At 73.1% G+C, this 25,650-nt stretch carries 20 protein-coding genes; 7 read left to right on the top strand and 13 right to left on the bottom strand.

The genetic code is table 11. The features are described 5' to 3' along the window. Positions 1-64 precede the first annotated feature (64 nt). Positions 65-1,042, top strand: coding sequence for a TAXI family TRAP transporter solute-binding subunit (locus BR98_RS18530; protein ID WP_035846120.1), 978 nt, complete (start codon positions 65-67; stop codon positions 1,040-1,042). 44 nt (positions 1,043-1,086) lie between these two features. Here the strand turns inward: BR98_RS18530 and BR98_RS18525 are convergent, their stop codons facing one another. Together BR98_RS18525 and BR98_RS18520 are read right to left on the bottom strand one after the other, a co-directional pair. After that, positions 1,087-2,520, bottom strand: a complete 1,434-nt coding sequence (locus BR98_RS18525; protein WP_035846118.1) for a sensor histidine kinase — start codon at positions 2,518-2,520, stop codon at positions 1,087-1,089. A 2-nt stretch (positions 2,521-2,522) separates the two neighbouring features. Then, complete coding sequence (locus tag BR98_RS18520) at positions 2,523-3,266, bottom strand: response regulator transcription factor (RefSeq protein ID WP_035846116.1); 744 nt, start codon at positions 3,264-3,266, stop codon at positions 2,523-2,525. Between the two features lie 292 nt (positions 3,267-3,558). On the opposite strand from BR98_RS18520, the gene BR98_RS18515 reads away from it, so the two are divergent. The 5 genes from BR98_RS18515 to BR98_RS18495 all read left to right on the top strand — a co-directional run bounded on the left by BR98_RS18515 (position 3,559) and on the right by BR98_RS18495 (position 8,566). Then, positions 3,559-4,323, top strand: a complete 765-nt coding sequence (locus BR98_RS18515) for an amino acid ABC transporter ATP-binding protein (RefSeq protein WP_035846114.1) — start codon at positions 3,559-3,561, stop codon at positions 4,321-4,323. A gap of 38 nt (positions 4,324-4,361) precedes the next feature. Next, positions 4,362-5,258: a glutamate ABC transporter substrate-binding protein gene (locus tag BR98_RS18510; RefSeq protein ID WP_035846113.1), complete on the top strand. Its 897-nt coding sequence runs from the start codon at positions 4,362-4,364 to the stop codon at positions 5,256-5,258. A 37-nt stretch (positions 5,259-5,295) separates the two neighbouring features. Further along, entirely contained in the window at positions 5,296-5,946 is a 651-nt protein-coding gene (locus BR98_RS18505) for an amino acid ABC transporter permease (RefSeq protein ID WP_035846112.1), read from the top strand. Beyond that, the gene (locus BR98_RS18500; protein ID WP_035846111.1) at positions 5,943-6,779 is read left to right on the top strand and encodes an amino acid ABC transporter permease; all 837 of its coding nucleotides are present in this window, start codon (positions 5,943-5,945) and stop codon (positions 6,777-6,779) included. The genes BR98_RS18505 and BR98_RS18500 overlap by 4 nt, the downstream gene beginning before the upstream one ends. Positions 6,780-6,877: 98 nt before the next feature. Further along, positions 6,878-8,566 carry an FAD-dependent monooxygenase gene (locus BR98_RS18495; protein WP_232247454.1) on the top strand — a complete coding sequence of 563 codons (1,689 nt, stop codon included), beginning with the start codon at positions 6,878-6,880 and terminating at the stop codon, positions 8,564-8,566. A 56-nt stretch (positions 8,567-8,622) separates the two neighbouring features. On the opposite strand, the gene recX is transcribed toward BR98_RS18495, so the two are convergent. The 4 genes from recX to BR98_RS18475 all read right to left on the bottom strand — a co-directional run bounded on the left by recX (position 8,623) and on the right by BR98_RS18475 (position 12,691). Then, a complete protein-coding gene (gene recX, locus BR98_RS40390) occupies positions 8,623-9,321 on the bottom strand; it encodes a recombination regulator RecX (protein ID WP_324606678.1) in 699 nt (232 codons plus the stop codon). Positions 9,322-9,547: 226 nt separating this feature from the next. Then, on the bottom strand, positions 9,548-10,669 hold the full coding sequence (gene recA / locus BR98_RS18485; RefSeq protein ID WP_035846110.1) for a recombinase RecA: 1,122 nt from the start codon (positions 10,667-10,669) through the stop codon (positions 9,548-9,550). A gap of 182 nt (positions 10,670-10,851) precedes the next feature. Beyond that, the gene (locus BR98_RS18480; protein WP_035846109.1) at positions 10,852-11,046 is read right to left on the bottom strand and encodes a DUF3046 domain-containing protein; all 195 of its coding nucleotides are present in this window, start codon (positions 11,044-11,046) and stop codon (positions 10,852-10,854) included. 58 nt (positions 11,047-11,104) lie between these two features. Beyond that, the gene (locus tag BR98_RS18475) at positions 11,105-12,691 is read right to left on the bottom strand and encodes a S8 family serine peptidase (protein ID WP_035846108.1); all 1,587 of its coding nucleotides are present in this window, start codon (positions 12,689-12,691) and stop codon (positions 11,105-11,107) included. Between the two features lie 176 nt (positions 12,692-12,867). On the opposite strand from BR98_RS18475, the gene BR98_RS18470 reads away from it, so the two are divergent. Continuing rightward, positions 12,868-17,508, top strand: coding sequence for an ATP-dependent helicase (locus tag BR98_RS18470; RefSeq protein WP_051969903.1), 4,641 nt, complete (start codon positions 12,868-12,870; stop codon positions 17,506-17,508). Positions 17,509-17,809: 301 nt separating this feature from the next. Here the strand turns inward: BR98_RS18470 and BR98_RS18465 are convergent, their stop codons facing one another. The 7 genes from BR98_RS18465 to BR98_RS18435 form a co-directional block, all read right to left on the bottom strand. Further along, a complete protein-coding gene (locus tag BR98_RS18465) occupies positions 17,810-18,178 on the bottom strand; it encodes a helix-turn-helix domain-containing protein (protein ID WP_035846106.1) in 369 nt (122 codons plus the stop codon). Positions 18,179-18,373: 195 nt separating this feature from the next. Continuing rightward, positions 18,374-18,886 carry a CinA family protein gene (locus BR98_RS18460; protein WP_035846104.1) on the bottom strand — a complete coding sequence of 171 codons (513 nt, stop codon included), beginning with the start codon at positions 18,884-18,886 and terminating at the stop codon, positions 18,374-18,376. Beyond that, a complete protein-coding gene (pgsA, locus tag BR98_RS18455) occupies positions 18,883-19,440 on the bottom strand; it encodes a CDP-diacylglycerol--glycerol-3-phosphate 3-phosphatidyltransferase (protein ID WP_407639463.1) in 558 nt (185 codons plus the stop codon). The genes BR98_RS18460 and pgsA overlap by 4 nt, the downstream gene beginning before the upstream one ends. Positions 19,441-19,529: 89 nt before the next feature. Beyond that, complete coding sequence (gene rimO, locus BR98_RS18450) at positions 19,530-20,990, bottom strand: 30S ribosomal protein S12 methylthiotransferase RimO (RefSeq protein ID WP_035846102.1); 1,461 nt, start codon at positions 20,988-20,990, stop codon at positions 19,530-19,532. A gap of 86 nt (positions 20,991-21,076) precedes the next feature. After that, positions 21,077-21,940 (bottom strand): helix-turn-helix domain-containing protein, encoded by an 864-nt coding sequence (locus BR98_RS18445; RefSeq protein WP_232247453.1) that lies wholly within the window; start codon positions 21,938-21,940, stop codon positions 21,077-21,079. Positions 21,941-22,078: 138 nt separating this feature from the next. Beyond that, positions 22,079-24,835 (bottom strand): DNA translocase FtsK, encoded by a 2,757-nt coding sequence (locus BR98_RS18440; protein WP_035846096.1) that lies wholly within the window; start codon positions 24,833-24,835, stop codon positions 22,079-22,081. Positions 24,836-24,964: 129 nt separating this feature from the next. Next, entirely contained in the window at positions 24,965-25,624 is a 660-nt protein-coding gene (locus tag BR98_RS18435) for a response regulator (protein ID WP_035846094.1), read from the bottom strand. Positions 25,625-25,650 lie beyond the last annotated feature (26 nt).

Below are 25,650 nucleotides of genomic sequence, written 5' to 3'. Positions count from 1 at the left end.
CCGTCCGGCAACGGTTTGCCGCCCGCCCTCCCGCCGGGGGCCGTGGCCTGGCAGGATCCCCCGCATGACCAGGACCAGCCTGCACCGCCTGTGGCCCGCCCTGGCCGCGCTGCTGCTGGTGGCCGGCCTGCTGGCCGGCTGGTGGCTGACCAGCGGCGGCACCGACTCCTACCCCAGGGGCGTCGACGGCTTCGCCACCGGAGTGCCCAACGGCGTCTACGACAGGTACGGCACGATGCTGCAGCAGTACCTGCGCACCGCGCTGCCCGGGGTGGAACTGCGGCTGGACCGCTCCCAGGGCTCGGTGGACAACCTGGAGCGGGTGGCGTCCGGGCGGGACGACTTCGCGATAGCCACCGCCGACGCCGTGGCCGACTACCAGGCCCAGCGCCAGGGCGACGACCGGCTGCGCGCGATCGCCCGGCTCTACGACGACTACCTGCAGCTGGTGGTCCCGGTGGACTCCAAGATCCAGAAGGTCGCGGACCTGCGCACCCTGAGGGTGGGCGTCGGCCAGAGCAAGTCCGGGGTCAACCTGGTGACCCGCCGGCTGCTCACGGCCGCCGGGATCGACCCGGACCACGGGATCCAGCCCGCCCTGCTCGGGGTCGGCGACGAGGCCCAGCAGCTGGCCGCCGGGAAGCTGGACGCGTTCTTCTGGTCCGGCGGGCTGCCGACCTCGGCGCTGACCGACCTGGCCGGCACCATGCCGATCCGGATCGTGCCGCTGGGCGACCTGACCGACGCGCTGCACAGCCAGTTCGCCGACTCCGCCGCCTACCGCACCGCGGTGCTGCCGGCCGGGATCTACCCGAGGAACCCGGCGGTGCTCACCATGGCGGTGCCGAACCTGCTGATCACCCGCGAGGACCTGGACCCGCGGCTGGTCGAGCGGCTGACCAGGGCGGTGATCGACAGCCGCGACTGGATCGGCGGCCAGGTGCACTCCGCCCAGCTGGTGGACCTGCGGACGGCCGTCTACACCGACCCGCTGCCGCTGCACGAGGGCGCGCGCCGCTACTACCGCTCGGTCAAGCCCTGACCGAGTGCTGACGCTCGGTCAGACCCTGACGGGCCGAGGCCGGTTCAGCGGCGCTGCTCGCGCGGTGCGCTCAGGGTGACCGCCAGGCCGTTCGGCTGGGCCGCCGCGAAGTCCAGCGAGCCGCCGCCGGCCAGCAGCAGGGTGCGGGCGATGGACAGGCCCAGGCCCGAACCGTCCACGTTCTGGTGCCGGGGGCTGCGCCAGAACCGGTCGCCGGCACGGGCCAGCTCCTCCTCGGTCAGCCCGGGCCCGTCGTCGGCCACGGTGACCGCCACCTCCTCCCGCCGCAGCTGCACCGTGACGGCCACCCGGCCGCCCGGCGGGCTGAACTTGAGGGCGTTGTCCAGTACCGCGTCCAGCGCGCTGCCGAAGCCGATCGGGTCGGTCCAGGCGCGGGCCGGCGGCGGCGTCCCGCAGCCCAGCCGGATGCCGCGCTGATCGGCCACCGGATGCCAGGCGTCCACCCGGGCCAGCACCAGCGCGGTCAGGTCGACCGCCTCCGGCTGCGGCCGTCCGCCCTCGGCGGTGGCCAGTCCCAGCAGGTCGTCCAGCACCCGGGCCAGCCGGCTGCCCTCCTCGCGGACCTGGGAGAGCTCGATCTCGTGGCCCTCGGGCAGCTCCAGGCCGAGCAGTTCGACCCGCAGCATCAGCGCGGCCAGCGGGTTGCGCAGCTGGTGCGAGGCGTCGGCGACGAAGGCCCGCTGCTGGTCCAGGGCGATCACCACGTGGTCGGCCATCTCGTTGAACGAGGTGGCCAGTCGGCGCAGTTCGGGCGGGCCGCCGACCGCGGCCACCCGGGCGTTCATCCGACCGGTGGCGATGTCGTGGGTGGCCCGGTCCAGGGTGCGCACCGGACGCAGCACCCACTCGGTGAGCCGGACCGCGAGCAGCACGGCGGCGATCATCGCGACCGCCTCGCCGGCGCCCAGCCAGAGCCAGCGGTGCAGGATCCGTGCGCGCAGCGGGCCGGTCGGCGACTCGGTGACCACCAGGGCCACCACATCGCCGTCGCGGACCACCGGGGAGGCGATGACCAGGGTGCGGTCGGGGGTCCAGGGCCAGACCCGTGGCGGGTTGCGGCTGCGCCGCCCGTCCCTGGCCTCCTGGACGGCCTGCGCCCCGGCGCCGGTGGTCGGCAGCTTCCAGTCGGCGGGCGCCACGGCCAGGGGTCGGCCGTCGGCCAGGAAGAAGCCGGTCCGTACGCCGTACAGCTCCTCGTAGCGGGTCGCCTCGGCGCGCAGCGCGCTCAGTTGCGAGGTCTCGGGGCTGGTCGGAACGCCCGGCGAGGAGCCGGCCGCGCCGCGCTCGGGCAGCCCCTGGGTGGGCAGTTCCTGGGCGAACCGGGCCACGTCGTCCATCCGGTCGACCACCACGCTGATCTGCTCGGTCGAGGCCATCGAGGCGGCCAGGGGCACGCCGAGGGCGGCCAGCACGCAGGCGATCAGGGCCAGCAGGATGCCGAGCAGGCGGGTGCGCATGCCTAGGGAGCGCTCTCTGAGGTCGGCTCCGGTGCGGGCGACTGCGGGATCAGCCGGTAGCCGACCCCGCGCACCGCCTCGACCAGGCCGGGCAGCGCGAGTTTGGTGCGCAGCGAGCCGATGTGCACCTCGAGGGTGCGGCCGTTGCCCTCCCAGCCGCTGCGCCAGACCTCGCTGAAGATCTGCTCGCGCCGGTAGACCACGCCCGGGCTCTGGGCGAGCAGCGCGAGCAGGTCGAACTCCTTGCGGGTGAGCGGCACATCGCGTCCGTCCACGCTGACCCGGCGGCGCTCGCGGTCGATGCTGATCCCCCAGGACTCCAGCGAGCCCGGTCCGGCGGGCGTCTCGGGGCCGCCGGCCGGCGGGCCGGCCGGGGCGGGCTGGAAGCGCCGGGCCACCGCGTGGATCCGGGCGAGCAGCTCGCCCATGTCGTAGGGCTTGGTGATGTAGTCGTCGGCGCCCAGGTTCAGGCCGTGGATCCGGGAACGGATGTCGGCCCGCGCGGTCACCATGATCACCGGGACCCCGCTGCCGGCCCGGATCCGGCTGCACACCTCGAAGCCGTCCCGGTCGGGCAGTCCGAGGTCGAGCAGCACCACCCGGTAGGGGTCGTTGCCGTCCGGCACCAGGGCGTCCAACGCCTCGTGCCCGCTGCGCGCGTGCCGCACCTGGAAGCCGTGCCGGCTCAGCACGGCGACCAGCGCCGCCGCGACCCGGTCGTCGTCCTCGACGAGGAGCAGCCGCATCCCACACCTTCCTACTGGGTAACCGGCCGGTAGCCGCAGGCTGCCGACGAAGCGGCCATCCTCCCCCACGCCGGGGCGCCCGGGCCAGCCCCGACCGGGACCGTGGCGGGCACGTGGCCCTTTCGTGATGCTCAAGTTCTGCTCAGATGCACTGACGACACCCGATCAACCAACCTAGGGTCAAATTTCACCGGGGGCTGCGTGCTCCGCCGGCCACAGCCCCCGGTGCATCGCACGTCGAACATCGGGGGGAGTCGCTTCGCCCCGACGAACTCCAGAGGGCAGGGGCGCCATGACCGAGACGACTACGGACCGTCCGGCGACCCCGCTGGTGGTGCTGGCCGGGGTCAACAAGTCCTTCGGCAGCCACCATGTGCTCCAGGACATCGACCTGACGATCCACCAGGGCGAGGTCGTGGTGCTGATCGGCCCCTCGGGCTCGGGCAAGTCGACGCTCTGCCGCACCATCAACCGGCTGGAGACCATCGACACCGGCTCCATCACGGTCGACGGCGAGCCACTGCCCGCCGAGGGCCGCGAACTGGCCAAGCTGCGGGCCGAGGTCGGCATGGTCTTCCAGTCCTTCAACCTCTTCGCGCACAAGACCGTGCTGGAGAACGTGGTTCTCGGCCAGGTCAAGGTGCGCCGCACCGCGCGGCCCGAGGCCGAGGCCAAGGCGCGCGCCCTGCTGGACCGGGTCGGCGTCGCCGCCCACGCGGACAAGTACCCGGCCCAGCTCTCCGGCGGTCAGCAGCAGCGGGTGGCGATCGCCCGCGCGCTGGCCATGGACCCCAAGGTGCTGCTCTTCGACGAGCCGACCTCGGCGCTGGACCCGGAAATGATCAACGAGGTGCTGGACGTGATGCGCGGCCTCGCCGCCGAGGGCATGACCATGGTCGTGGTCACCCACGAGATGGGCTTCGCCCGCTCCGCCGCGAACCGGGTGCTCTTCCTGGCCGACGGGAAGATCGTCGAGCAGAACACACCCGAGGAGTTCTTCACGAACCCGCGCAGTGAGCGCGCCCAGGACTTCCTCTCCAAGATCCTCCACCACTGACGCCGCCAGGCACCGAAGTCGCTAGGAGATTCCCCGTCATGCTCAACCGCCGTACCTCTGCCGCTGCCCTGGCCGTGCTGGCCCTGGCCGCGACCGCCGCCTGCGGCAAGAGCGGCTCGCCGTCCGCGAGCACGGACAGCTCCGTGAAGGCCGCCGCCTACCCGGTGAAGACGGACGCGAAGCTGGACGGTTCGCCGACCATCGCGGCCGCGAAGAAGCGCGGCAAGCTGGTCATCGGTGCCAAGGCCGACCAGCCGTTCCTCGGTTTCGAGGACGTGACCACCAACACCCGCAACGGCTTCGACATCGAGGTCGCCAAGATGGTCGCCGCCGACCTGGGCTTCTCGGAGAGCCAGATCGAGTGGAAGACCATCGCCTCGGCCAACCGCGAGACCGCGCTGTCGGGCGGTCAGATCGACTACTACGTCGGCACCTACAGCATCAACGACAAGCGCAAGGCCCAGGTGTCCTTCGCCGGCCCGTACTACATCGCCGGTCAGGACCTGCTGGTCCGCAAGGACAACAGCGACATCACCGGGCCCGACGCCACCAAGGGCAAGAACGTCTGCACGGCCACCGGCTCCACCTCGATCGACAGGATCAAGACCTACGGCGCCACCGTCACCGCCTTCGACACCTACTCGCAGTGTGTCGACAAGCTGCTCAACAAGGAGGTCGACGCGGTCACCACCGACGACGCCATCCTGATGGGCTACGCGGCCAAGAACGAGGGCCAGCTCAAGGTGGTCGGCAAGCCCTTCTCCACCGAGAAGTACGGCGTCGGCCTGAACAAGGACGACAAGGTGCTGCGCGACGCGATCGACGACGCGCTCAAGGCCCACGAGGACAACGGCGACTGGAAGAAGGCGTTCGACGCCACCCTCGCCAAGTCCGGCTCCGCCGCCCCGCAGCCGCCGGCTCTCGAGCGGTACTGACCGGACGTCACGAGCGAGTTAGGGGAAGGCCGCCGGCATGGGCATATTGTTCGAGGATCACAACTTCTCGTTGTTCTGGCACGCGTTCGTCCAGACCATCGAGTTGAGCGCGGCGAGCGCGCTGCTCGCCATCGTCCTCGGCACCCTGCTGGCGGCCTGCCGGGTCTCCCCGGTGCCGGTGCTGCGGGCCTTCGGGACCGTGTGGATCGGAGTCTTCCGCAACACCCCGCTCACCCTGCTCTTCTTCGCGGTCACCTTCGGCCTGCCCCGGGTGGACGTGCACCTGCCGGCATTCCTGTGCGCGGCGGTGGCACTGGGCTGCTACACCGCCAGCTTCGTCTGCGAGGTCCTGCGTGCGGGGATCAACACCATCCCGATCGGTCAGGCCGAGGCCGCCCGCAGCCTGGGGATGACGTTCAGTCAGACCCTGACCCTGATCGTGCTGCCGCAGGCCGGACGCGCCGTACTCGGCCCGATGAGCAGCGTCTTCATCGCGCTGCCCAGGAACTCGGCGATCGCCGGCGCCTTCAACGTCGCCGAGCTCCTCAGCCTGCAGCAGACGCTCTCCGAACGGGGTTACGCCATCTTCGCCATCTTCTTCTGGATCGCGCTCGCCTACCTGTGCATCAGCGCGGCCGTGGGGCTGGCCTTCCGCACGCTGGAGCGCAAGCTGGCGGTGGCCGCATGAGCAGCAGGGCAGCGAGCGTTCTCTACGAGGTTCCCGGTCCGCGCACCCGGGCCCGGTACCGGCTGTTCGGCGCACTCTCGCTGGTCGCCATCGCGGGGCTGCTCTGGTACGTCTACGACCAGCTGGCCTCGAACGGACAGTTCGACGCGGCGATGTGGTCCCCGTTCGAGTACACCGCCGTGCAGCAGCGGATCCTGGACGGGGTGCGGGACACCCTGACCGCCTTCGGGCTGGCCGCCGGCTTCTCGCTGCTGCTCGGCACCCTGCTGGCCACCGGCCGGCTCTCCGACCACAAGCCGCTGCGTTGGGCGGCCGGCTCGGTGATCGAGTTCTTCCGGGCGATGCCCCTGCTGATCATGATCTTCGCGCTCTACCAGGCGGTCTTCAGCGACCAGCCGCTCTACGCGCTGGTGCTCGGGCTGACCCTGTACAACGGCGCGGTGCAGGCCGAGATCATCCGCAGCGGCATCGAGGCGGTACCGCGCGGGCAGCGCGAGGCGGCCTACGCGCTGGGGCTGCGCAAGAGCCAGGTGATGATGACCATCCTGGTGCCGCAAGCGGTCCGCTCGATGCTGCCGGCCATGATCGGCCAGTTGGTGGTCACCCTCAAGGACACCTCGCTGGGCTTCCTGATTACCTACACCGAGCTGCTCTACATCGGAAAGCTGATCGCCAACACGACCAGCACCCCGCACGGCTACCCCTACATCCCCGTGGTCCTGGTGATCGCACCGATCTACATCCTCCTCTGCCTCGCGCTGACCGCGCTCGCCCGCTGGATCGAGTCGCGTGGGCGCCGCGGCTCGAACCGGCGCACACCGGCCGCTGCTTGACGGACACCCAGGTGATCTGTTGCATTGCTCTTCGTGACACCACCCGGGACCTGCACCGCCGCCCGCCCCTCGAGCCACCTGTCGATGCCCGCTGACGCATGCTGTGGGGGCCGTTCGTGGACCCGGTGATCGTGGTCGGGGCCGGGCCGGTCGGGCTCGCGATGGCCCTGGCGCTGGCCCGGCACGAGGTGCCGAGCATCGTCCTGGACCAGGGCAACGGGGTCTGCCCCGAGGGACCGCGCAGTGCTGTGCTCGGCGCGGAGAGCACCGCCTTCCTGGAGCGGCTGGGCTACCTGCGGGCCGCCTCGGACGCCGCGCGCTGGGACCGGCTGACCGTCTGGCGGCGCCGCCAGGAGGTGCTGAACCTCGACCTGACCGACCATCCGGTGCTCCACCTGCCGCAGCACCGGCTGCAGCGCGGGCTGCGGGACGCGGCCACCGCCACACCGTTGGTCCAACTGGTGCCGCACGCCCGGGTCGAGGAGATCGACCAGGACCGGGACGGGGTCAGCGTGCGCAGCCGGCACCCGCAGGACGGGTCCGACACCTGGTGGCGGGCCAGCCAGCTGGTGGGCTGCGACGGCGCGCGCTCCTCGGTGCGCAAGCTACTGGGGATCCGGTTCCCCGGGCGGCCGGCCGTGGACCGGCACGCGATCGCCACCGTCCGGGTCGACCTGCCGTTTCCCGGCGAGGCCCGGCTGCACCGCGAACCGCCGTGGCGCGGGGACCGCGAGGCCTCGGCCCGGCCGCTGCCGGACGGGCTGTGGCGACTGGACTGGCGACTGCCGCCGGGACGTCCCGCACCCAGCGAACCGGTCGACCCGCACGCCACCTGGCCGGGCCTGGTCACCGGAGACACCCTGCTCACCCGGGTGAAATCCACCCTGACCGGCTGGTGCGGCCAACTGCCGCGCTACGAGCTGCTGGCGGCCGCCGACCACACCGCCCAGCAGCGGCTGGCCGCCCGCTTCCGCAACGGCCGCTGCTTCCTCGCCGGGGACGCCGCCCACCTGCACGGGGCGCTCGGCATGCAGAACCTGGCGGACGGGCTGCGCGACGTGGACAACCTGGCCTGGCGGCTCGCCGTCGCCTGGCACCTGCACGCGGGCGGTCCGCAACCGGGCGGCTCGCTGCTGGACGGCTACGAGGCGGAGCGGCGCGGAGCGGTCGGTGCCCGGCTGCGCGCGGTGGACCAGACGATGCCGCTGCTGCGACCGCTGCGCGGCTGGCAGCAGACCAGGCGCTCGCTGCTCACCGGCTCCTTCCGCAAGCACGCGCCGCTGCTCGCCGACGGGCTGCTCGGCACCGGGCGGTTCGGCGGTGCACCGGCCTACCCGGCAGCGCCCTCCGGGGTACCCGCCCAGCGTGGGCCCGGGCGCGGGACGGCACTGACCGAGAGCCTGCCCGCCACCGCCCCCGGGGTGCTGGTGCCGGATGTCTCGGTGGTCACCACCGAGGGGGTGCCGGACCAGCTCTACGCCCGACTCGGCGCCACCTTCCTGTTGCTGCTGGTGGCACCGGGGACGGCGGTCTGGTCGGCCGAGCGGTGGATGGGCGCCGGGTTGATGCCCCGGCTGGCGGAGGTGGCGGCGGCGCTCCCGGTGCCGGCCGAGGTGCTGGTCACCGAGGAGTACCCGGGGGCCGGCCCGCACACCGTGCTGCTGATCCGCCCGGACGGCCACCTGGTCGGGGTCACCCAGGGCGCCCGGGCCGAGGACCTCCAGGCCCTGGCCGACCGCGCCCGCGGCGGGCCGGCGCCACTGGCGGGCGCCGAGCAGTCGGCCTGACGCACCGCCTCACCGACGGCCGCCCGACTGACGTACGGTCAGAAGCCGACCGGGCGTCACTCCGAGCCGAGCGACCAGTCCTCCAACTCCTCGGTGCTCTCGCCCTCGGCGTCCAGCGCCTCGCGCACCACCCGGAAGGCGAGACCCTCGGGGTAGCCGCGGCGGGCCAGCATGCCCACCAGCCGGCGCAGCCGGGCCTGCCGCTCCAGGCCGGTGGTGGCCCGCAGCTTGCGGTCCACCAGAGTGCGCGCGGTGGCGGCCTCCTCGTCCGGGTCGAGCTGGGCCACGGCCTCCTCGACCAGGGTGCCGTCCACCCCCCGGGTGCGCAGCTCCTGGGCCAGCGCCCGACGGGCCAGGCCGCGCCCGGCGTGCCGGGACTCCACCCAGGCGGCGGCGAAGGCGGCGTCGTCGATCAGGCCGACCTCCTCGAAACGGGAGAGCACCTCCTCGGCGACCTCGTCCGGGATCTCCCGCTTGCGCAGGGCGTCGGCGAGTTGCTTGCGGGTGCGCGGTGTGCCGGTGAGTAGACGCAGGCAGATGTCCCGGGCCCGGGTGGCCGGATCGGCGGGCGGCTCGGACTCGGCTGCCCGGGCGCGACGCTCCCCCCGGGGCGCGCGCTGCTCCCGCTCACCACCCGACCGGCGGGACCGCCGCGCCCGCGGGCGCGCGGAGGCCTCGGCCAGCTCGCGCTCCGCCTCCGCCACCCAGTCCGTGCGCTCCCCACCACCCGAACTGCCCGCGCCCGAACTGCTCACGGCTGGGCTGCCCGCCCGCAAACTGCTCGCGCCCGAACTGCTCGCCCGCAAACTGCTCGCGCCTGTGCTGCTCGCGGCTGGACCGCCGGCGCCCGGCCCCCCTGCGGCCGAGCCCCTCGCGTCCACGACCCAATCCGGGCGCTCCCCCTCCTCCTCGCCCTTGACATCGACCACCCAGTCCGGGCGCTCCCCCCCGCCCGAACCCCTGTCAGCGCTCATGTGCTGCTCAGGCCTTGGCCGCCGCTGTCTTCTTGGCCGGCGCGGCCTTGGCAGCGGTGGCGGTGATCGGCTTGACCGCGCCGTCCGCAGCGTCGGCGGCAGCAGCCGGGGCGCCCTCGGCCGGAGCGTCGGGGTCGACGCCGATGCCGAGCTTGACCTTGATCTTCTTCTCGATCTCCTCGGCCAGCGCCGGGTTGTCCCGCAGGAAGTTGCGGGCGTTCTCCTTGCCCTGGCCCAGCTGGTCGCCCTCGTAGGTGTACCAGGCACCGGCCTTGCGGATGAAGCCGTGCTCGACACCCATGTCGATCAGGCCGCCCTCCCAGCTGATGCCGTGGCCGTAGAGGATGTCGAACTCGGCCTGCTTGAACGGCGCGGCCACCTTGTTCTTGACCACCTTGACCCGGGTGCGGTTGCCGACCGCCTCGGTGCCGTCCTTCAGGGTCTCGATCCGGCGGATGTCCAGGCGGACCGAGGCGTAGAACTTCAGCGCCCGGCCACCGGTGGTGGTCTCCGGCGAGCCGAACATCACACCGATCTTCTCGCGCAGCTGGTTGATGAAGATCGCGGTGGTGTTCGACTGGTTCAGCGCACCGGCGATCTTCCGCAGCGCCTGGCTCATCAGCCGGGCCTGCAGACCGACGTGCGAGTCGCCCATCTCGCCCTCGATCTCGGCGCGCGGCACGAGCGCCGCCACCGAGTCGATGATGATCAGGTCGATCGCGCCGGAGCGGATCAGCATGTCGGTGATCTCCAGCGCCTGCTCACCGGTGTCCGGCTGGGAGACCAGCAGCGCGTCGGTGTCGACCCCGAGCTTGCGGGCGTACTCCGGGTCGAGGGCGTGCTCGGCGTCCACGAAGGCGACCGTGCCGCCGAGCTTCTGGGCGCTGGCCGCGGCGTGCAGGGTCAGCGTGGTCTTGCCGGAGGACTCGGGGCCGTAGATCTCGATCACCCGGCCGCGCGGCAGGCCGCCGACGCCGAGGGCGACGTCCAGCGCGGTGGATCCGGTGGGGATCACGTCGATCGGGGCACGGGACTGGTCGCCGAGGCGCATCACCGAGCCCTTGCCGAACTGCCGCTCAATCTGGGCGAGTGCGGTCTCAAGAGCCTTCTCGCGGTCCGTACCTGCCATGGCTTCCACCCTCGGGTTCTGTGCTGTGCGCTTCATCGTCCTCGACGCTAGCGCGTCCCACCGACAATCGGCCCCGGACGGGCTCAGCCTGTGGAAAACTCGCCGGGAAACCAGTATAGGGAACATCAGTTCGATTCAATGTTCGCATCCGCGCCCGGTGGGAACCGCAGCGGGGTCGCCGCTCAGCGCAGCCGGGCCGGCACTCCCATGACCTGGCAGACCACCCGCCACACGTCCTTGGCCTCCCAGCCGGCGTCCAGCGCCTGCTGCACCGTCCGGCCGCCGAGCTCGCTCATCACGTGGTCGTGCGCGAAGGACCGCGCGTACCCCGCACCGAAGTGCTCGTCCATCCGTCCCCAGAACTCGGTCAGCCTCATGCGCCCCAGTATTCCGGAGCCCTCGGCGCGGCCGTGCCCGTGGCTGAGGCCATGCGCCTCAGCGCGGCAGTGCGACGATCCCGGCACCGTACGTGCTGCGGTCGCGGCACCGGCCGGGGCCGACCGGGCAGTTCGCCCGGGCCTGCGCGAGCAGCAGCTCGCGCAGCCGGTCCGGCCCCCAGTCGGCGTGCAGCGCGGCGGCCACCGCGATCGCTCCGGTCACCTGGGCGGCGCTCATCGAGGTGCCGGCCAGCGCGGCGTAGCGTCCGCCCGGCCAGTCCGAGACGATCGCCTCGTCGGGCCCGCCGTCGGGGTCGCCGCCGGGCGCCGCCAGGGTGATCCGGCCGTCGCCGAAGTTCGAGTAGTCGGCGACGGCGCCGCTGCGGGTCACCGCGCTGACCGAGACCACGCCCGGCAGCTCGCCGGGCAGCCGGATGCACTCGGCGCCGAGTCGGCGGTCTTCGGCCGGGCCGGAGAGCCGGTCGTTCGGACTGCGCTGGTCGGTCCGCGGGCCGGTCAGGTCCTGGGCGTCGTTGCCCGCCGAGGCGACCACCAGGGCGCGGCGCTGGGCGTAGGCCACCGCCCGGCCGACCGCCTGGACCATCGCCCCCTGGTCCGGGTCCTGCGGGCAGTTGTACTTCCAGGGATCGGCGAAGTAGCTGTCGTTGACCGCCACCGCGCCGTGGTCGGCGGCCCAGAGCAAGCCGCAGACGATGTTCTCCGGGTAGTACTGGCCGAGCGGCCCGAGCAGCCGCACCGCGGCGATCCGCACCCCCGGCGCGGTCCCGACCACGCCGTGGCCGTCCCTGGCCGCGCCGATCAGGCCGGCCACATGGGTGCCGTGGCCGCTCTCGGCGACCCCCGGGTCGGGGCGCCAGGCGCCGTACCGGGCGTCCGGGCGTCCGTCGGCGCAGGAGACCGAGTCGGCCGGGCTCACCGCGTCGCGCAGGTCGGGATGGGTGTCGTCGACCCCGGAGTCCAGCACCGCGACCAGTACCTGACGCAGCGCCGACTCCCGCTGCGCGGAGTTGCGCGGCGGCGTTTCCGGCGGCGCGGACGTGGCGGCCTGAACGGACGCCGGCGCCGAGCCGGGTACGGCGGTCGCACCGGGCGCGGGGGCCGAGCCGGGCGCGGCGAGCAGCGAGCCGACGTCCGGGGCGGTCGGATCGGCGCCCATCATCGCCAGGTTCCAGCCCCCGTGTTCGCCGGGGTCCGGGACGGTGGGCGTGCTGTCCCCCTCCACCGCGTCCGCGGCGGCCGGCCGGTGGAAGTCCCCGGCTCCGGCCAGCGCGCCGGGCGGACCGGGCACGGCGGCGGTGCGGGTGGCGCCGACGGCGGCGATCCCGGGGCGGCCGCGCAGCCGGGTCGCGAAGCCGCCGTCGGCCGCGTACGCAAGGACCATGCCGACCTGGGGGTAGTCCTGCACCACCCGACCGCCGGCCGCGCGGACGGCGGAGTCGGCGAGGGCCGCGCCCTGGGCGTCGGTCCGGTCGGCCAGCACCAGGTAGCTGAGGTAGGCCTGCGATCCGCCGGCCATGTACGGCAGCGCGCCGCCGAGCAGCAGCGCCGCGGCGACCACCGCCGGGGAGCTGCGCAGCACCAGCGCCCGGCGGCGACGGCGGGAGACCAGCCGCACCTCGGCCATCGCGCTCCTCCGCTCCAGGGGGTGTTCCGGGGGATGTTCCAGGGGGAACCAAGGCCTCACCCTATGAGCGAAATGTCCTATTTGACCATTTTTGAGAGGTCAGCCCGCCGCCATCCGGCCGCACCTCTTCGACCGCGCCTGCCCGCCCTGTCAGTGCCACCCGGCACCATGGGGGCATGGCGGACCAGCGACTCCCCTCCGATCCCCTGGCCGGCTTCGCACCGGCCACCCGGGCCTGGTTCGAGGCCGCCTTCGACGGCCCGACCACCGCCCAGACCGGCGCCTGGGCCGCCCTGCGCGAGAAGAACGACGTCCTGGTGGTGGCCCCCACCGGCTCCGGCAAGACGCTCGCCGCCTTCCTCTCCGCGCTGGACCACCTGAGCAGCACCCCGCCGCCCGCCGAGCCGCGCAAACGCCTGCGGGTGCTCTACGTCTCGCCGCTCAAGGCCCTCGCGGTGGACGTCGAGCGCAACCTGCGCGCCCCGCTGACCGGCCTGCGCCAGGCCGCCGTCCGGCTCGGCCTGCCCGAACCCGAGGTGCAGGTCGGCATCCGCTCGGGCGACACCCCGGCCGCCGACCGGCGCCGCTTCCAGAGCCACCCGCCGGACATCCTGATCACCACCCCCGAGTCGCTCTTCCTGCTGCTCACCTCGGCCTCCCGGGAGGCGCTGCGCGGCATCGACACGGTGATCCTGGACGAGGTGCACGCGGTGGCCGGCACCAAGCGCGGCGCCCACCTGGCACTCAGCCTGGAGCGGCTGGACCAGCTGCTGGAGCGCCCGGCCCGCCGGATCGGCCTGTCCGCCACGGTCCGCCCGGTCGAGGAGGTGGCCCGCTACCTGTCGCCGCAGCGCGGCGCGGCGATCGTCCAACCGCCCTCCGCCAAGGAGTTCGACCTCTCGGTGGTGGTCCCGGTCGCCGACCTGGCCGAGCTCTCGCCCGCCCCGGCCGCGGACGACCCGGCCAAGCAGGCGTCGATCTGGCCGCATGTCGAGGAGCGGATCGTCGACCTGGTCCAGGCCCACCGCTCCACCATCGTCTTCGCCAACTCCCGCCGCCTGGCCGAGCGCCTGTGCAACCGGCTGAACGAGATCGCGCACGAACGCGCCACCGGCGAGCCTCTGCCCGAGCACCACACCCCGGCCCAGCTGATGGCCGAGTCCGGGGTCGCCAAGGGCGCCCCCCAGGTGCTGGCCCGGGCGCACCACGGATCGGTCTCCAAGGAGCAGCGCGCGCTGGTCGAGGAGGAGCTCAAGGCCGGCCGGCTGCCCGCCGTGGTCGCCACCTCCAGCCTGGAGCTGGGCATCGACATGGGCGCGGTCGACCTGGTGGTCCAGGTCGAGTCGCCGCCCTCGGTGGCCTCCGGCCTGCAGCGGGTCGGGCGGGCCGGGCACCAGGTCGGCGCGGTCTCCACCGGTGTGGTCTTCCCCAAGTACCGCGGCGACCTGGTGCAGTCCGCCGTGGTCACCGAGCGGATGCGGGCCGGGCGGATCGAGGCCCTGCGGGTGCCGCGCAACCCGCTGGACGTACTGGCCCAGCAGCTGGTCGCGATCACCGCGCTGGACAGCTGGGACGTGGACGAGCTGCTCACCCTGGTCCGCCGGGCCGCCCCGTTCGCCACCCTGCCGCAGTCCGCCTTCGACTCGGTGCTCGACATGCTGGCCGGCCGCTACCCCTCGGACGCCTTCGCCGAGCTGCGCCCGCGCCTGGTCTGGGACCGGGTGGCCGGCACCGTCACCGGCCGCCCCGGCGCCCAGCGCCTGGCCGTCACCTCCGGCGGCACCATCCCCGACCGCGGCCTGTTCGGCGTCTTCATCGCCGGCGCCGACCCCAAGAAGGGCGGCGGGAGGGTCGGCGAGCTGGACGAGGAGATGGTCTACGAGTCCCGGGTCGGCGACGTCTTCACCCTCGGGACCAGCTCCTGGCGGATCCAGGAGATCACCCACGACAAGGTCCTGGTCACCCCCGCCCCGGGCGTCCCGGGCCGGCTGCCGTTCTGGAAGGGCGACTCGCTGGGTCGCCCGCTGGAGCTCGGCCGGGCCCTGGGCGCCTTCGTCCGCGAGCTCGGCGGCCTGCCCGAGCCCGAGGCCCGGCAGCGGCTGCTGGCGGCCGGGTTGGACGACTGGGCGGCCGGCAACCTGCTCGGCTACCTCACCGAGCAGCGCCAGGCCGCCGGCCACCTGCCCGATGACCGCACCATCGTGGTCGAGCGCTTCCGTGACGAGCTGGGCGACTGGCGGATCGTCATCCACTCCCCCTTCGGCGCCCAGGTGCACGCCCCCTGGGCACTGGCGCTCGGCGCCCGGCTGCGCGAACGCCACGGCCTGGACCCGCAGGTGATGCACGGCGACGACGGCATCGTGCTGCGGCTGCCGGACGCCGATCTCCTGGACTTCCCCTCCCCCGACGCCCCGGCCGCCGACGAGGCCCCGGTCGGCGCCGACGCCGTGCTCTTCGACCCCGGCGAGGTCGAGCAGCTGGTCACCGACCAGGTCGGCGGCTCGGCGCTGTTCGCCTCCCGGTTCCGCGAGTGCGCCGGGCGGGCCCTGCTGCTGCCGCGCCGCAGCCCCGGCAAGCGCACCCCGCTCTGGCAGCAGCGCCAGCGCGCCGCCCAGCTGCTCGAGGTGGCCAGCGAGTTCGGCTCCTTCCCGATCGTGCTGGAGGCGGTTCGCGAGTGCCTGCAGGACGTCTTCGACCTGCCGGGCCTGGTCGAGCTGATGCGCGACCTCGAATCGCGCGCCGTGCGGCTGGTCGAGGTCACCACCCCCGAGCCCTCGCCGTTCGCCCGCTCGCTGCTCTTCGGCTACGTCGCCCAGTACCTCTACGAGGGCGACTCCCCGCTGGCCGAGCGCCGCGCCGCCGCGCTGGCCCTGGACTCCCGGCTGCTGGCCGAACTGCTCGGCCAGGCCGAGCTGCGCGAGCTGATCGACCCGGCCGTGCTCGCCGAACTGGAGGCCGAGCTCCAGCGGCTCACCCCGGAGCGCCGGGTCAAGGACATCGAGGGCGTCGCCGACGCGCTGCGCCTGCTCGGCCCGCTCAGCACCGAGGAGCTGGTCCTGCGCGGCGCCGAACCCGGCTGGGTCGTCGAGCTGCAGGCCACCCGCCGGGCGATCCTGGTCCGGATCGCCGGCGAGCAGCGCTGGGCCGCGATCGAGGACGCCGGCCGGCTCAGCGACGCACTCGGCACCCCCCTGCCGGTGGGCATCCCGGAAGCGTTCACCGAACCGGTCAAGGACCCGCTCGGCGATCTGCTGGCCCGCTTCGCCCGCACCAACGGCCCGTTCACCGCCCAGCACGCCGCCGCCCGGTTCGGTCTGGGCACCGCCGTGGTCACCGGCACGCTGCAGCGGCTGACCGCCTCCGGGCGCCTGGTCCAGGGCGAGTTCCGCCCGGTCGAGGCGGGTGGCACCGGCGAGGTCGAGTGGTGCGACGCCGAGACGCTGCGTCGGCTGCGCCGCCGCTCACTGGCCGCGCTGCGCCAGGAGGTGGAGGCGGTGCCACCGCGCGCGCTGGCCGCCTTCCTGCCGCAGTGGCAGCATCTGAGCGGCCATCAGCTGCGCGGCGAGGACGGCCTGTTCCGGGTGGTCGAGCAGTTGCAGGGCGCCGTGCTGCCCGCCTCGGCGCTGGAGCGGCTGATCCTGCCGGCTCGGCTCAGCGACTATCAGAGCGGCCTGCTGGACCAGCTGATGTCCGAGGGCGAGATCGGCTGGACCGGCGCCGGCGCGCTGCCGGGCAAGGACGGCTGGATCAGCCTGCACCTGGGCGAGGCCGCGGACCTGGTGCGCCCCGACGCGCTCCCGTTCACCCCCACCCCACTGCACGAAGCCCTGCTGGCTCCGTTGGCCGGCGGTTACGGCCTGTACTTCAGGGATCTCTGTGCCCAGGTGATGGACACCCCCGAGCCGGAGATCGTCGCCGCCCTGTGGGACTTGGTCTGGGCCGGTCGGATCACCAACGACACCCTCGGCCCGGTGCGCGCCCTGCTCGGCTCGGGCCGTACCGCCGGGTCCACCGCGCACCGCGCACCCAAGTCCGTCCCGCGCGGGCGCTACAGCGGCCTGACCCGCACCCCGGCCAGGCGCAACGACCCCACCACCGCCGGCCGCTGGTCGCTGCTGCCCGAGCCGGCCGAGCCGACCGCTCGGGCCGCCGCCCAGGCCCAGGTGCTGCTGGACCGCCACGGCGTGCTCACCAGGGGCACCGTGCAGGCCGAGCGGATCCAGGGCGGCTTCGCCGCGGTCTACCGGGTGCTCTCCGCCTTCGAGGAGCGCGGGCGGGCCCGCCGGGGCTATCTGGTCGAGGGCCTGGGCGGCGCCCAGTTCGCGCTGGACGGCGCGGTGGACCGGCTGCGGTCGATCAACGGTCGGCTGGAGCGCGACCGGGGCGCCGACTGGCCGGAGCGCGCCCCCGAGCCCGCCGGTTCCGGCGCTCAGCCGCAGGCCCAGCTGCTGGCGGCGGCCGATCCGGCCAATGCCTACGGCGCCGCACTGCCCTGGCCGGAGCCGCCGGGCGAGCAGTCCTCGGCACACCGCCCCGGCCGCAAGGCGGGCGCCCTGGTGGTACTGGTCGACGGCGAGCTGGTGCTCTATCTGGAGCGCGGCGGCAAGTCGCTGCTCTGCTGGGCCGAGCAGGCCGGGCAGGAGCAGCCGCTGCAGGCGGCGGTGCGGGCGCTGGTCGAGGCGGTGCGGCGCGGCCTGCTGAGCGGGCTGACGGTGGAACGGGCGAACGGTGAGCCGGCGCTCGGCTCAGCCCTGGGCGCCGTCCTGGAGACCGCCGGGTTCCACGCCACTCCCCGCGGGCTGCGGCTGCGCGGCTGAGCGCAGGCCGCGCCGCGCGGGGCCGGTCTGCCGCTGGTCACAGTGCACGGGGAGGACACCTATGCCCCAGCCGCCGAGAGTGAGCAGGGCGAACAGCGCTCCGGACCCGCCAGGGCCGGAGCCCGGCGTCAACAGCAGCCAGAGCACCACACTGAGCGGAACGGCCGACGCCACCAGGCGCAGGCCGTACGGGATCGGTAACCGGCGTCGGCCAGAGGGTCCTATTCGGCCGGCTGGCCCGCCCGCGTTGGAGCGGTGCACTCGCGACTCCCTCTCTCGGCCCCCCGTTTGCAGGGCGAGGTCAGGCTGCGACGACGTCCACGGCCGCGGCCTTCGGAGTGATCGAGCTCATCCGCTCACCGGGCGCCGGCAACTGCACGGGTTCCAGCACCGGACGAAGCAGGTCGTCCTCGGACAGGGCGGCCATCGTGGCGAGCTCGGCCAGCGACAGTTCGTCGCTCACCTCGCGCATGACCTCGGACATCCGGACGTCGAGAGCGTCGCAGATCGCTGAGAGCAGTTCGGAGGAGGCCTCCTTCTGCCCGCGCTCGACCTCGGAGAGGTATCCGAGCGACACTCGTGCGGCGGCCGACACCTCGCGAAGTGTGCGGCCCTGGCGCTGGCGCTGCCGACGCAGCACGTCACCCAAGAGGCGACGGAGCAGGATCATCGGTGGCTCCCTCCTCGGACTGCGGATCGAGATGTCACGTCCCCACCGTACCGCCTTGCCCGCGTCGTGTGCGGGGACCGTGGTCGTGTTCACTCTGGGCTGCAAGGCTCTCCCCTCCCCTGTTGTTCCCGCCCCAGGCGCCGGCACGCCCCTCGTTGAGAGAGGTTTCCCGGATTCTGCCTGTTCAGCCGTTGTTCAGGCGACGCTTGTGGTGTCGGACGCGCTCTCGGTGGCGGCCGCGTGTGCCAGGAAGAGCTCCAGGGCACCGTCCACGGCCTTGCGTCGGATTGTGGCACGGTCCCCCGACAGCTGGGGCGATCTCGCGACAGTTCCGCCCGGACCGGCGAAACCCAGGTGTACTGTGCCGACTGGCTGACCGTTCTGGGCCTCCGGACCGGCCACTCCGGTGGTCGCCAGCCCGTAGGTGGCGCCGAGCAGCCGACGGACTCCCTCGGCCATCTGCCGGGCCACCACCGGGTGCACCGGCCCGTGGACCTCGAGCAGCCCCTCGTCCACCCCCAGCAGCTCCGCCTTCAGTTCGGTGGCGTAGGTGGTCACCGAGCCGCGGAAGGTCGCCGAGGCGCCGGGGACGTCCACCAGCCGGGCCGCCAGCAGGCCCCCGGTCAGCGACTCGGCGACCGCCAGGGTGGCCCCCAGCCCGCGCAGCTCGGCGTGCACCTGCTGGGCCAGCGGAACGAACTCGGTCATCTCGCCTCCTTGGCACGGGCCGCCTCGGCCCGCCGCCCCTCCCGGCGAAGCTGGACGGCCTGGCGCACGTAGTCGGCGCCGGTGGCCACGGTCAGCACCACGGCCAGAGCCATCAGCACCGCCCGTCCGGTGGCCAGCCAGCCGGTCAGCGGCAGCACGTACATGCCGACCGCGATGCCCTGGGTGAGCGTCTTGATCTTGCCGCCCCGGCTGGCCGGGATCACGCTGTAGCGGATCACCCAGAACCTCATCAGGGTGATGCCCAGTTCGCGGGCCAGGATCACCACGGTGACCCACCAGGCCAGATCGCCCAGCACCGAGAGGCCGACCAGCGCGGCACCCATGATCGCCTTGTCGGCGATCGGGTCGGCGATCTTGCCGAAGTCGGTCACCAGACCGCGGCGTCTGGCGATCTCCCCGTCGAACAGGTCGGTGATCATCGCGATCGCGAAGGCCGCCCAGGCCACCGCCCGCCACTTCGGGTTGTGCCCGCCGTCGGCGAAGAGCAGCAGCACGAAGACCGGCACCAGCGCGAGCCGCAGCATGGTGAGCATGTTCGCGAGGTTCCACAGCGAGGGCACCGCCGGCCGTGCGGCCCCCGAGTGGGCCGGGCGGGCCGCTGCCGGGCTGCCCGGCCCGCCGGTCATACCGCGGCCGCCGAACGGACGAGCTCGATCGCCTCGGCCACCAGGTCGACACCCTCGGAGGCGACCACCCGGGCACGGTAGAACTCACCCGGCCGGGCCTGCGACGCACCGGTCAGCGTGGTCAGGCCGTCGGTCTCGGGGGCCTGGTGGGCGGACCGGCCGACCACCTCGCCATCCTCGATGCTCTCCACCAGCACCTCGACCTCGGTGCCGATCCGCTGCTCGGCGCGCTGCGCGGTGAGCTCCTCGGCGAGCCTGGAGAGCTTGGCCAGCCGGTCGGCCACCACGTCCTCGGGCAACTTGCCGTCGAAGGTCGCGGCCTCGGTGCCGTCCTCGTCGGAGTAGCCGAAGACGCCGATCGCGTCCAGGCCGGCCGCGGTGATGAACCGTTCCAGCTCGGCGAAGTCCTCCTCGGTCTCGCCGGGGAAGCCGACGATGAAGTTGGACCGGGCGCCGGCCTGCGGGGCCTTGTCGCGGATGGTCCGCAGCAGCTCCAGGAACTGCTCGGTGTTGCCGAACCGGCGCATCCGGCGCAGCACGGCCGGCGCCGAGTGCTGGAACGAGAGGTCGAAGTACGGGAGGACGTCGGCGGTGCCGGTCATCGCGTCGATCAGCCCCGGGCGCATCTCGGCGGGCTGCAGGTAGCTGACCCGGACCCGCTCGATGCCGGGGACCGCGGCGATCTCGCCCAGCAGCGTCTCGAGCAGCCGGATGTCGCCCAGGTCCTTGCCGTAGGAGGTGTTGTTCTCGCTGACCAGGACCACCTCGCGGACGCCCTGCTCGGCGAGCCAGACGGCCTCGTTCAGCACGTCGGAGGGGCGGCGGGAGATGAAGGAGCCGCGGAAGGCGGGGATGGCGCAGAAGGAGCACCGGCGGTCGCAGCCGGAGGCCAGCTTGATCGAGGCCACCGGGGAGTCGTCCAGCCGCTTGCGCAGCGTGCGCGGGCCGGAGGCGGGCGCCAGGCCCTCCGGGAGGTCCTCGGCCGCGCCGTGGCCGGGCAGCGCCACCTCGGCGGCCGCGGCCTGGCGCTCGACCGGGGTCAGCGGGAGCAGCTTGCGGCGGTCGCGCGGCAGGTGCGAGGCGTGGTGGCCGCCGGACAGGATGGTCTGCAGGCGGTCGCTGATGTCGGCGTAGTCGTCGAAGCCGAGCACGCCGTCGGCCTCGGGCAGCGCGTCGGCCAGCTCCTTGCCGTAGCGCTCGGCCATGCAGCCGACCGCGACCACGGCCTGGGTGCGGCCGTGCCCCTTGAGGTCGTTGGCCTCCAGCAGGGCGTCCACCGAGTCCTTCTTGGCGGCCTCCACGAAGCCGCAGGTGTTCACCACCGCGACATCGGCTTCGGTGGCGTCGTCGACCAGCAGCCAGCCATCGGCCTCCAGTCGCCCGGCGAGTTCCTCGGAGTCCACCTCGTTGCGGGCGCATCCGAGCGTGACAAGGGCGACAGTACGGCGTTCAGGCATAGGGCCAAGATTAACGCGCGGCCCCCGGTGCCGTTTCCCCCGGAGGCCGCGCGGCGAAGATTCGAAGATCGTCGCTGGTCCGGGGCCTAACCGGCCTGCGGGTCACCGGGGGTGTACGTGAGGTGCACCACCTGGCCGTCCTTGCCGGCGGGACCGAGGTCCTTGCCGTTGACGTACAGGTGCACGGCCGCCGCGTTGCCGATCACCAGCTTGATCTGCTTGGGGTCGGTGAAGGTCTGGTCCTTGCCCTCGTCCAGGTTGTTCTGGAAGAGCGACTTGCCGTCCCCGTCCACGGCCGAGATCCAGCTGGTGCCGCCCTCGGCGACCAGCTTGACGGTGACCTTGTCGGCCGGGGCGGCGGCGATCGGCGCCACGCTGGGGGCCGGGGCGGGCGGCTGGACGGCGGTGGGCGAGGCGGGCGCCGAGGCGGTGCTGGGCAGCGGGGCGCTGGCCGCGCCCGCCGAGACCTTGCCCGGCTTGCCGTTGACCAGGTTGTAGCCGATCAGCAGGACCACCGCCGCGATCGCCACCAGCATCGCCACGGTCCAGTTCGGCCGGCCGGAGGCAGCCCGGATCCGCTTGGCCTCCAGCGTGGCCACCGGGGAGAGCTGCACCGGCTCGGTGCCGTGGATCTCGTCGTACCGGGCCACCAGGGCGTCGCCGTCGGCGCCGACCGCGCGGGCCAGCGCGCGCAGGTGGCCGCGGGCGTAGAAGTCGCCGCCGCAGCGGCTGAAGTCGTCCTCCTCGATGGCGTGCACGATCGGCACCCGGACCCGGGTGGCGCTGCTCACCTCGTCCACCGTCAGGCCGGCGGCGAGTCGGGCTTCGGCCAGCGTCCGGCCGATGCTCGGGCCACCGTCCTGGGCACCGGCAGCCGACCCCGCGGCGGGGTCGCTGGGAGTGGCGGAGGATCGGCGCTTGTCGTGGTGGGAAGACTTGCCGACGGTCACTGGGCACGCCTTTCGAGCGGAGGCCACCTGCTGGAAGAACAGTCTAGGGGTGCAGGCGAATCGTTTCTCAACCGGAGTTCGACCGAACGCGCGGCAGCGGGGTGAAGGGGCGTCAGCTTCGTCGACTCCCCTGATGGCCTACCCACGGATGAGGGCCAGCACCCCGTCCAACTCGTCCGGTTTGACCAGTACGTCCCGGGCCTTGGACCCCTCGCTGGGGCCGACGATGCCGCGTGACTCCATCAGGTCCATCAGCCGGCCGGCCTTGGCGAAGCCGACCCGCAGCTTTCGTTGCAGCATCGAGGTGGAGCCGAACTGGGTGGAGACCACCAGCTCGGCGGCCTGGATCAGCAGGTCGAGGTCGTCACCGATCTCCTCGTCGATCTCCTTCTTGGGGCCACCCCCGACCGTGACGTCGTCCCGGTACGAGGCGCTCAGCTGGTCCTTGCAGTGCTGCACCACGGCGGCGATCTCGGCCTCGGTGACGAAGGCGCCCTGCATCCGGACCGGCTTGCTGGCGCCCATCGGCAGGAAGAGCGCGTCGCCCTTGCCGATCAGCTTCTCGGCGCCCGGCTGGTCCAGGATGACCCGGGAGTCGGCCATCGCCGAGGTGGCGAAGGCCAGCCGGGAGGGCACGTTGGCCTTGATCAGACCGGTCACCACGTCCACCGAGGGCCGCTGGGTGGCGAGCACCAGGTGGATGCCGGCGGCGCGGGCCAGCTGGGTGATCCGGACCACCGAGTCCTCGACGTCGCGCGGCGCGACCATCATCAGGTCGGCCAGCTCGTCGACGATCACCAGCAGGTACGGATACGGCGTCAGCTCCCGTTCGCTGCCCAGCGGCGGGGTCACCTTGCCGGCCTTCACCGCCGCGTTGAAGTCGTCCACGTGCCGGAAGCCGTAGGCGGCGAGGTCGTCGTAGCGCAGGTCCATCTCGCGGACCACCCACTGCAGCGCCTCGGCGGCCTTCTTCGGGTTGGTGATGATCGGCGTGATCAGGTGCGGGATGCCCTCGTAGGCGGTCAGTTCGACCCGCTTGGGGTCGACCAGCACCATCCGGACCTCGTCCGGGGTGGCCCGGGCCAGGATCGAGGTGATCAGGCAGTTGATGCAGCTGGACTTGCCCGCGCCGGTGGCACCCGCGACCAGGATGTGCGGCATCTTGGCGAGGTTGGCGAGCACCGTGTGGCCCTCGACGTCCTTGCCCATGCCGACCACCATCGGGTGGGTGTCCTCGGCAGCCACCCGCGAGCGCAGCAGGTCACCGAGGTTGACCATCTCGCGGTCCCGGTTGGGGATCTCGATGCCGACCGCGGACTTGCCGGGGATCGGGCTGATGATCCGCACGTCCGGGCTGGCCACGGCGTAGGCGATGTTCTTGGCCAGCGCGGTGATCCGCTCGACCTTGACGGCCGGACCCAGCTCGACCTCGTAGCGGGTGACCGTCGGACCCCGGGTGAAACCGGTGACCTTCGCGTCCACCTTGAACTCGGCGAAGGTGGAGGTCAGCTGGGCGACCACGTCGTCGTTGAGCTTGCTGCGGGTCTTGCCCGGGCCGCCGCGCTCCAGCAGGTCCAGCGAGGGCAGCGCGTAGCCCCCGCCGCTGAGCAGTTGCAGCTGCTCCATCCGGTCGGGCGCGGCAGTGTGCTCGGGGCGCGCGGACGGCTCACCGGGCGCCGCGCCGGGCGCGGGTGTGCGCGCCGAGGGCACGGCGGCGTCCTCCGGCGGCGCCGTCCGGTCCTGCACCTGGTGCATCATGCTGGCCACCGCCGGCGAGGCCGGCACGCCGTGCAACAGCGCGCCGTCCAGGTCGGCGGCCACCCCGGCGGCCAGGTCGCGGGTCTGGAACGGGTCCTTGACGAACATGTCGGGCACCGCGGGCGCCAGCTCCGGCTCGTCCACCTGCTTGCGGCGGCCGCGCCGGCGGCGACGGGCACCGAGCTCGTCCTCGGCGCCGGCCCCCTCGACGGTGTAGGGCAGTGCGTCCGGGTCGGCGTCCTCGGGCGGCTCGGTGGAGTACTCGCGGCCGTCGGTGCCGTACTCCAGGTCCGGATCGTCGGCGGGCAGCGGCTCGACCACGCCGAGCCGCTCACCGAGCAGCCGCAGCCGCTCCGGGATCTTGTTGACCGGGGTGGCGGTGACCACCAGCAGGCCGAAGAAGGCCAGCAGCAACAGCAGCGGGACCGCCAGCGGCGGCCCGGCGGCGGCCATCATCGGGGTGGAGGCACCCCAGCCGAGGATGCCGCCGGCCTCGCGGATCCGGGTCGCGCCGCTGTCCATGCCCGGGGCGCCGCAGCCGATGTGCACCAGACCGAGCACGCCGATCACCAGCGTGGACAGGCCGATGACGATCCGTCCGTTCGCCTCCGGCAGCTCCGGGTGACGCATCAACCGGATCGCGATCGCCGCCAGCAGCAGCGGGACCAGCACGTCGAGGCGGCCGAACAGGCCGCTGACCACGTTGGTGGCGGCCGCGCCGAGCCAGCCCTGCGGGCTGAACCAGGTGCCGGCCGCGGTCACCAGGGCCAGCGCCAGCATCAGCAGCGCCTGACCGTCCTTGCGGTGGTGCGGGTGCAGGCCCTTGGCGCCGTCGCCGAAGCCGCGGAAGACCGCGCCCACGCTGTGCGCCAGGCCCAGCCAGCAGGCTCGGACGGCGCGGAAGAGTATCGGGGGTTTGTGGGCGGGCGGCGCGACGGGCGGCTTGGCGGCCGAGTTCGCCGGTGCGGCCCGCTTCGCCGCCGCCTTGGCGGGCGGCTTCGCAGGACTCTTGGCAGGGCTCTTGGCGGGCGCCTTGGCCGCCGGCTTGCGCGGGGCGGCCTTCTTCGCCGGTGCGGCCTTCTTCGCCGCCCCCGAACTGGAGGTGCGTGCCGCGCTTCCCGGCGTCCGTGGTGCCATGGCACCAGAGCCTACCGGCGGGCCACAGCCGTGGACACATGACCGACCCTCATGCCCTTGGCGTGTCGCCGAAGCCGGCCGACACACCGTCAGCGAGTCAACGGTTCACCCGAGCGGCCGAAGAACTGGTCAGGCCCGCTCGACACCCGGGCGCAGCGCCTCCAGCGCGGCCCGCAGACCGGCCAGCTTGCGCTCCAGGTGCGCGGCGGTGGCGGCGGCCCCGGCCTCGGGCGAGTCGTCCAGCTGCTTGGTCAGCGCCTCGGCCTGCTCCTCCACCGAGGCCAGCCGGGCGGACAGCTCGGCCAGCAGCGGCTCGGCGGCGTGCCGACCCGACCGGTCGCTGTCCTCGCGGTCGTCCTCCAACTGCAGCCGCAACAGCGCGGCCTGCTCCTTGAGCTGGCAGTTCTTCATGTAGAGGTCGACGAAGACGGAGACCTTGGCGCGCAGCACCCACGGGTCGAAGGGCTTGGAGATGTAGTCCACCGCGCCGGCCGCGTAGCCGCGGAAGGTGTGGTGCGGGCCGTGGTTGATCGCGGTGAGGAAGATGATCGGGATGTCCCGGGTCCGCTCCCGGCGCTTGATGTGGGCGGCGGTCTCGAAACCGTCCATGCCCGGCATCTGGACGTCCAGCAGGATCACCGCGAAGTCGTCGTTGAGCAGCGCCTTGAGCGCCTCCTCACCGGAGACGGCGCGCACCAGCGTCTGGTCCAGCGCCGAGAGGATCGCCTCCAGCGCCAGCAGGTTCTCCGGTCGGTCGTCGACCAGGAGGATCTTCGCTTTCTGCACCACGACCCGCCCTCCTGCCGGATAGCCAA

This window comes from Kitasatospora azatica KCTC 9699, from assembly GCF_000744785.1.
In the GTDB taxonomy this organism is placed as follows: domain Bacteria; phylum Actinomycetota; class Actinomycetes; order Streptomycetales; family Streptomycetaceae; genus Kitasatospora; species Kitasatospora azatica.
Note: the sequence above shows the minus strand (reverse complement) of the source record. Positions and strands in the feature narration are given on the sequence as shown.

Coding starts and splice junctions, on each gene's coding strand:
- BR98_RS18530 (WP_035846120.1), top strand. CDS start 65: ATGACCAGGACCAGCCTGCACCGCCTGTGGCCCGCCCTGGCCGCGCTG.
- BR98_RS18525 (WP_035846118.1), bottom strand. CDS start 2,520: ATGCGCACCCGCCTGCTCGGCATCCTGCTGGCCCTGATCGCCTGCGTG.
- BR98_RS18520 (WP_035846116.1), bottom strand. CDS start 3,266: ATGCGGCTGCTCCTCGTCGAGGACGACGACCGGGTCGCGGCGGCGCTG.
- BR98_RS18515 (WP_035846114.1), top strand. CDS start 3,559: ATGACCGAGACGACTACGGACCGTCCGGCGACCCCGCTGGTGGTGCTG.
- BR98_RS18510 (WP_035846113.1), top strand. CDS start 4,362: ATGCTCAACCGCCGTACCTCTGCCGCTGCCCTGGCCGTGCTGGCCCTG.
- BR98_RS18505 (WP_035846112.1), top strand. CDS start 5,296: ATGGGCATATTGTTCGAGGATCACAACTTCTCGTTGTTCTGGCACGCG.
- BR98_RS18500 (WP_035846111.1), top strand. CDS start 5,943: ATGAGCAGCAGGGCAGCGAGCGTTCTCTACGAGGTTCCCGGTCCGCGC.
- BR98_RS18495 (WP_232247454.1), top strand. CDS start 6,878: ATGCTGTGGGGGCCGTTCGTGGACCCGGTGATCGTGGTCGGGGCCGGG.
- recA (WP_035846110.1), bottom strand. CDS start 10,669: ATGGCAGGTACGGACCGCGAGAAGGCTCTTGAGACCGCACTCGCCCAG.
- BR98_RS18480 (WP_035846109.1), bottom strand. CDS start 11,046: ATGAGGCTGACCGAGTTCTGGGGACGGATGGACGAGCACTTCGGTGCG.
- BR98_RS18475 (WP_035846108.1), bottom strand. CDS start 12,691: ATGGCCGAGGTGCGGCTGGTCTCCCGCCGTCGCCGCCGGGCGCTGGTG.
- BR98_RS18470 (WP_051969903.1), top strand. CDS start 12,868: ATGGCGGACCAGCGACTCCCCTCCGATCCCCTGGCCGGCTTCGCACCG.
- BR98_RS18465 (WP_035846106.1), bottom strand. CDS start 18,178: ATGATCCTGCTCCGTCGCCTCTTGGGTGACGTGCTGCGTCGGCAGCGC.
- BR98_RS18460 (WP_035846104.1), bottom strand. CDS start 18,886: ATGACCGAGTTCGTTCCGCTGGCCCAGCAGGTGCACGCCGAGCTGCGC.
- pgsA (WP_407639463.1), bottom strand. CDS start 19,440: ATGCTCACCATGCTGCGGCTCGCGCTGGTGCCGGTCTTCGTGCTGCTG.
- rimO (WP_035846102.1), bottom strand. CDS start 20,990: ATGCCTGAACGCCGTACTGTCGCCCTTGTCACGCTCGGATGCGCCCGC.
- BR98_RS18440 (WP_035846096.1), bottom strand. CDS start 24,835: ATGGCACCACGGACGCCGGGAAGCGCGGCACGCACCTCCAGTTCGGGG.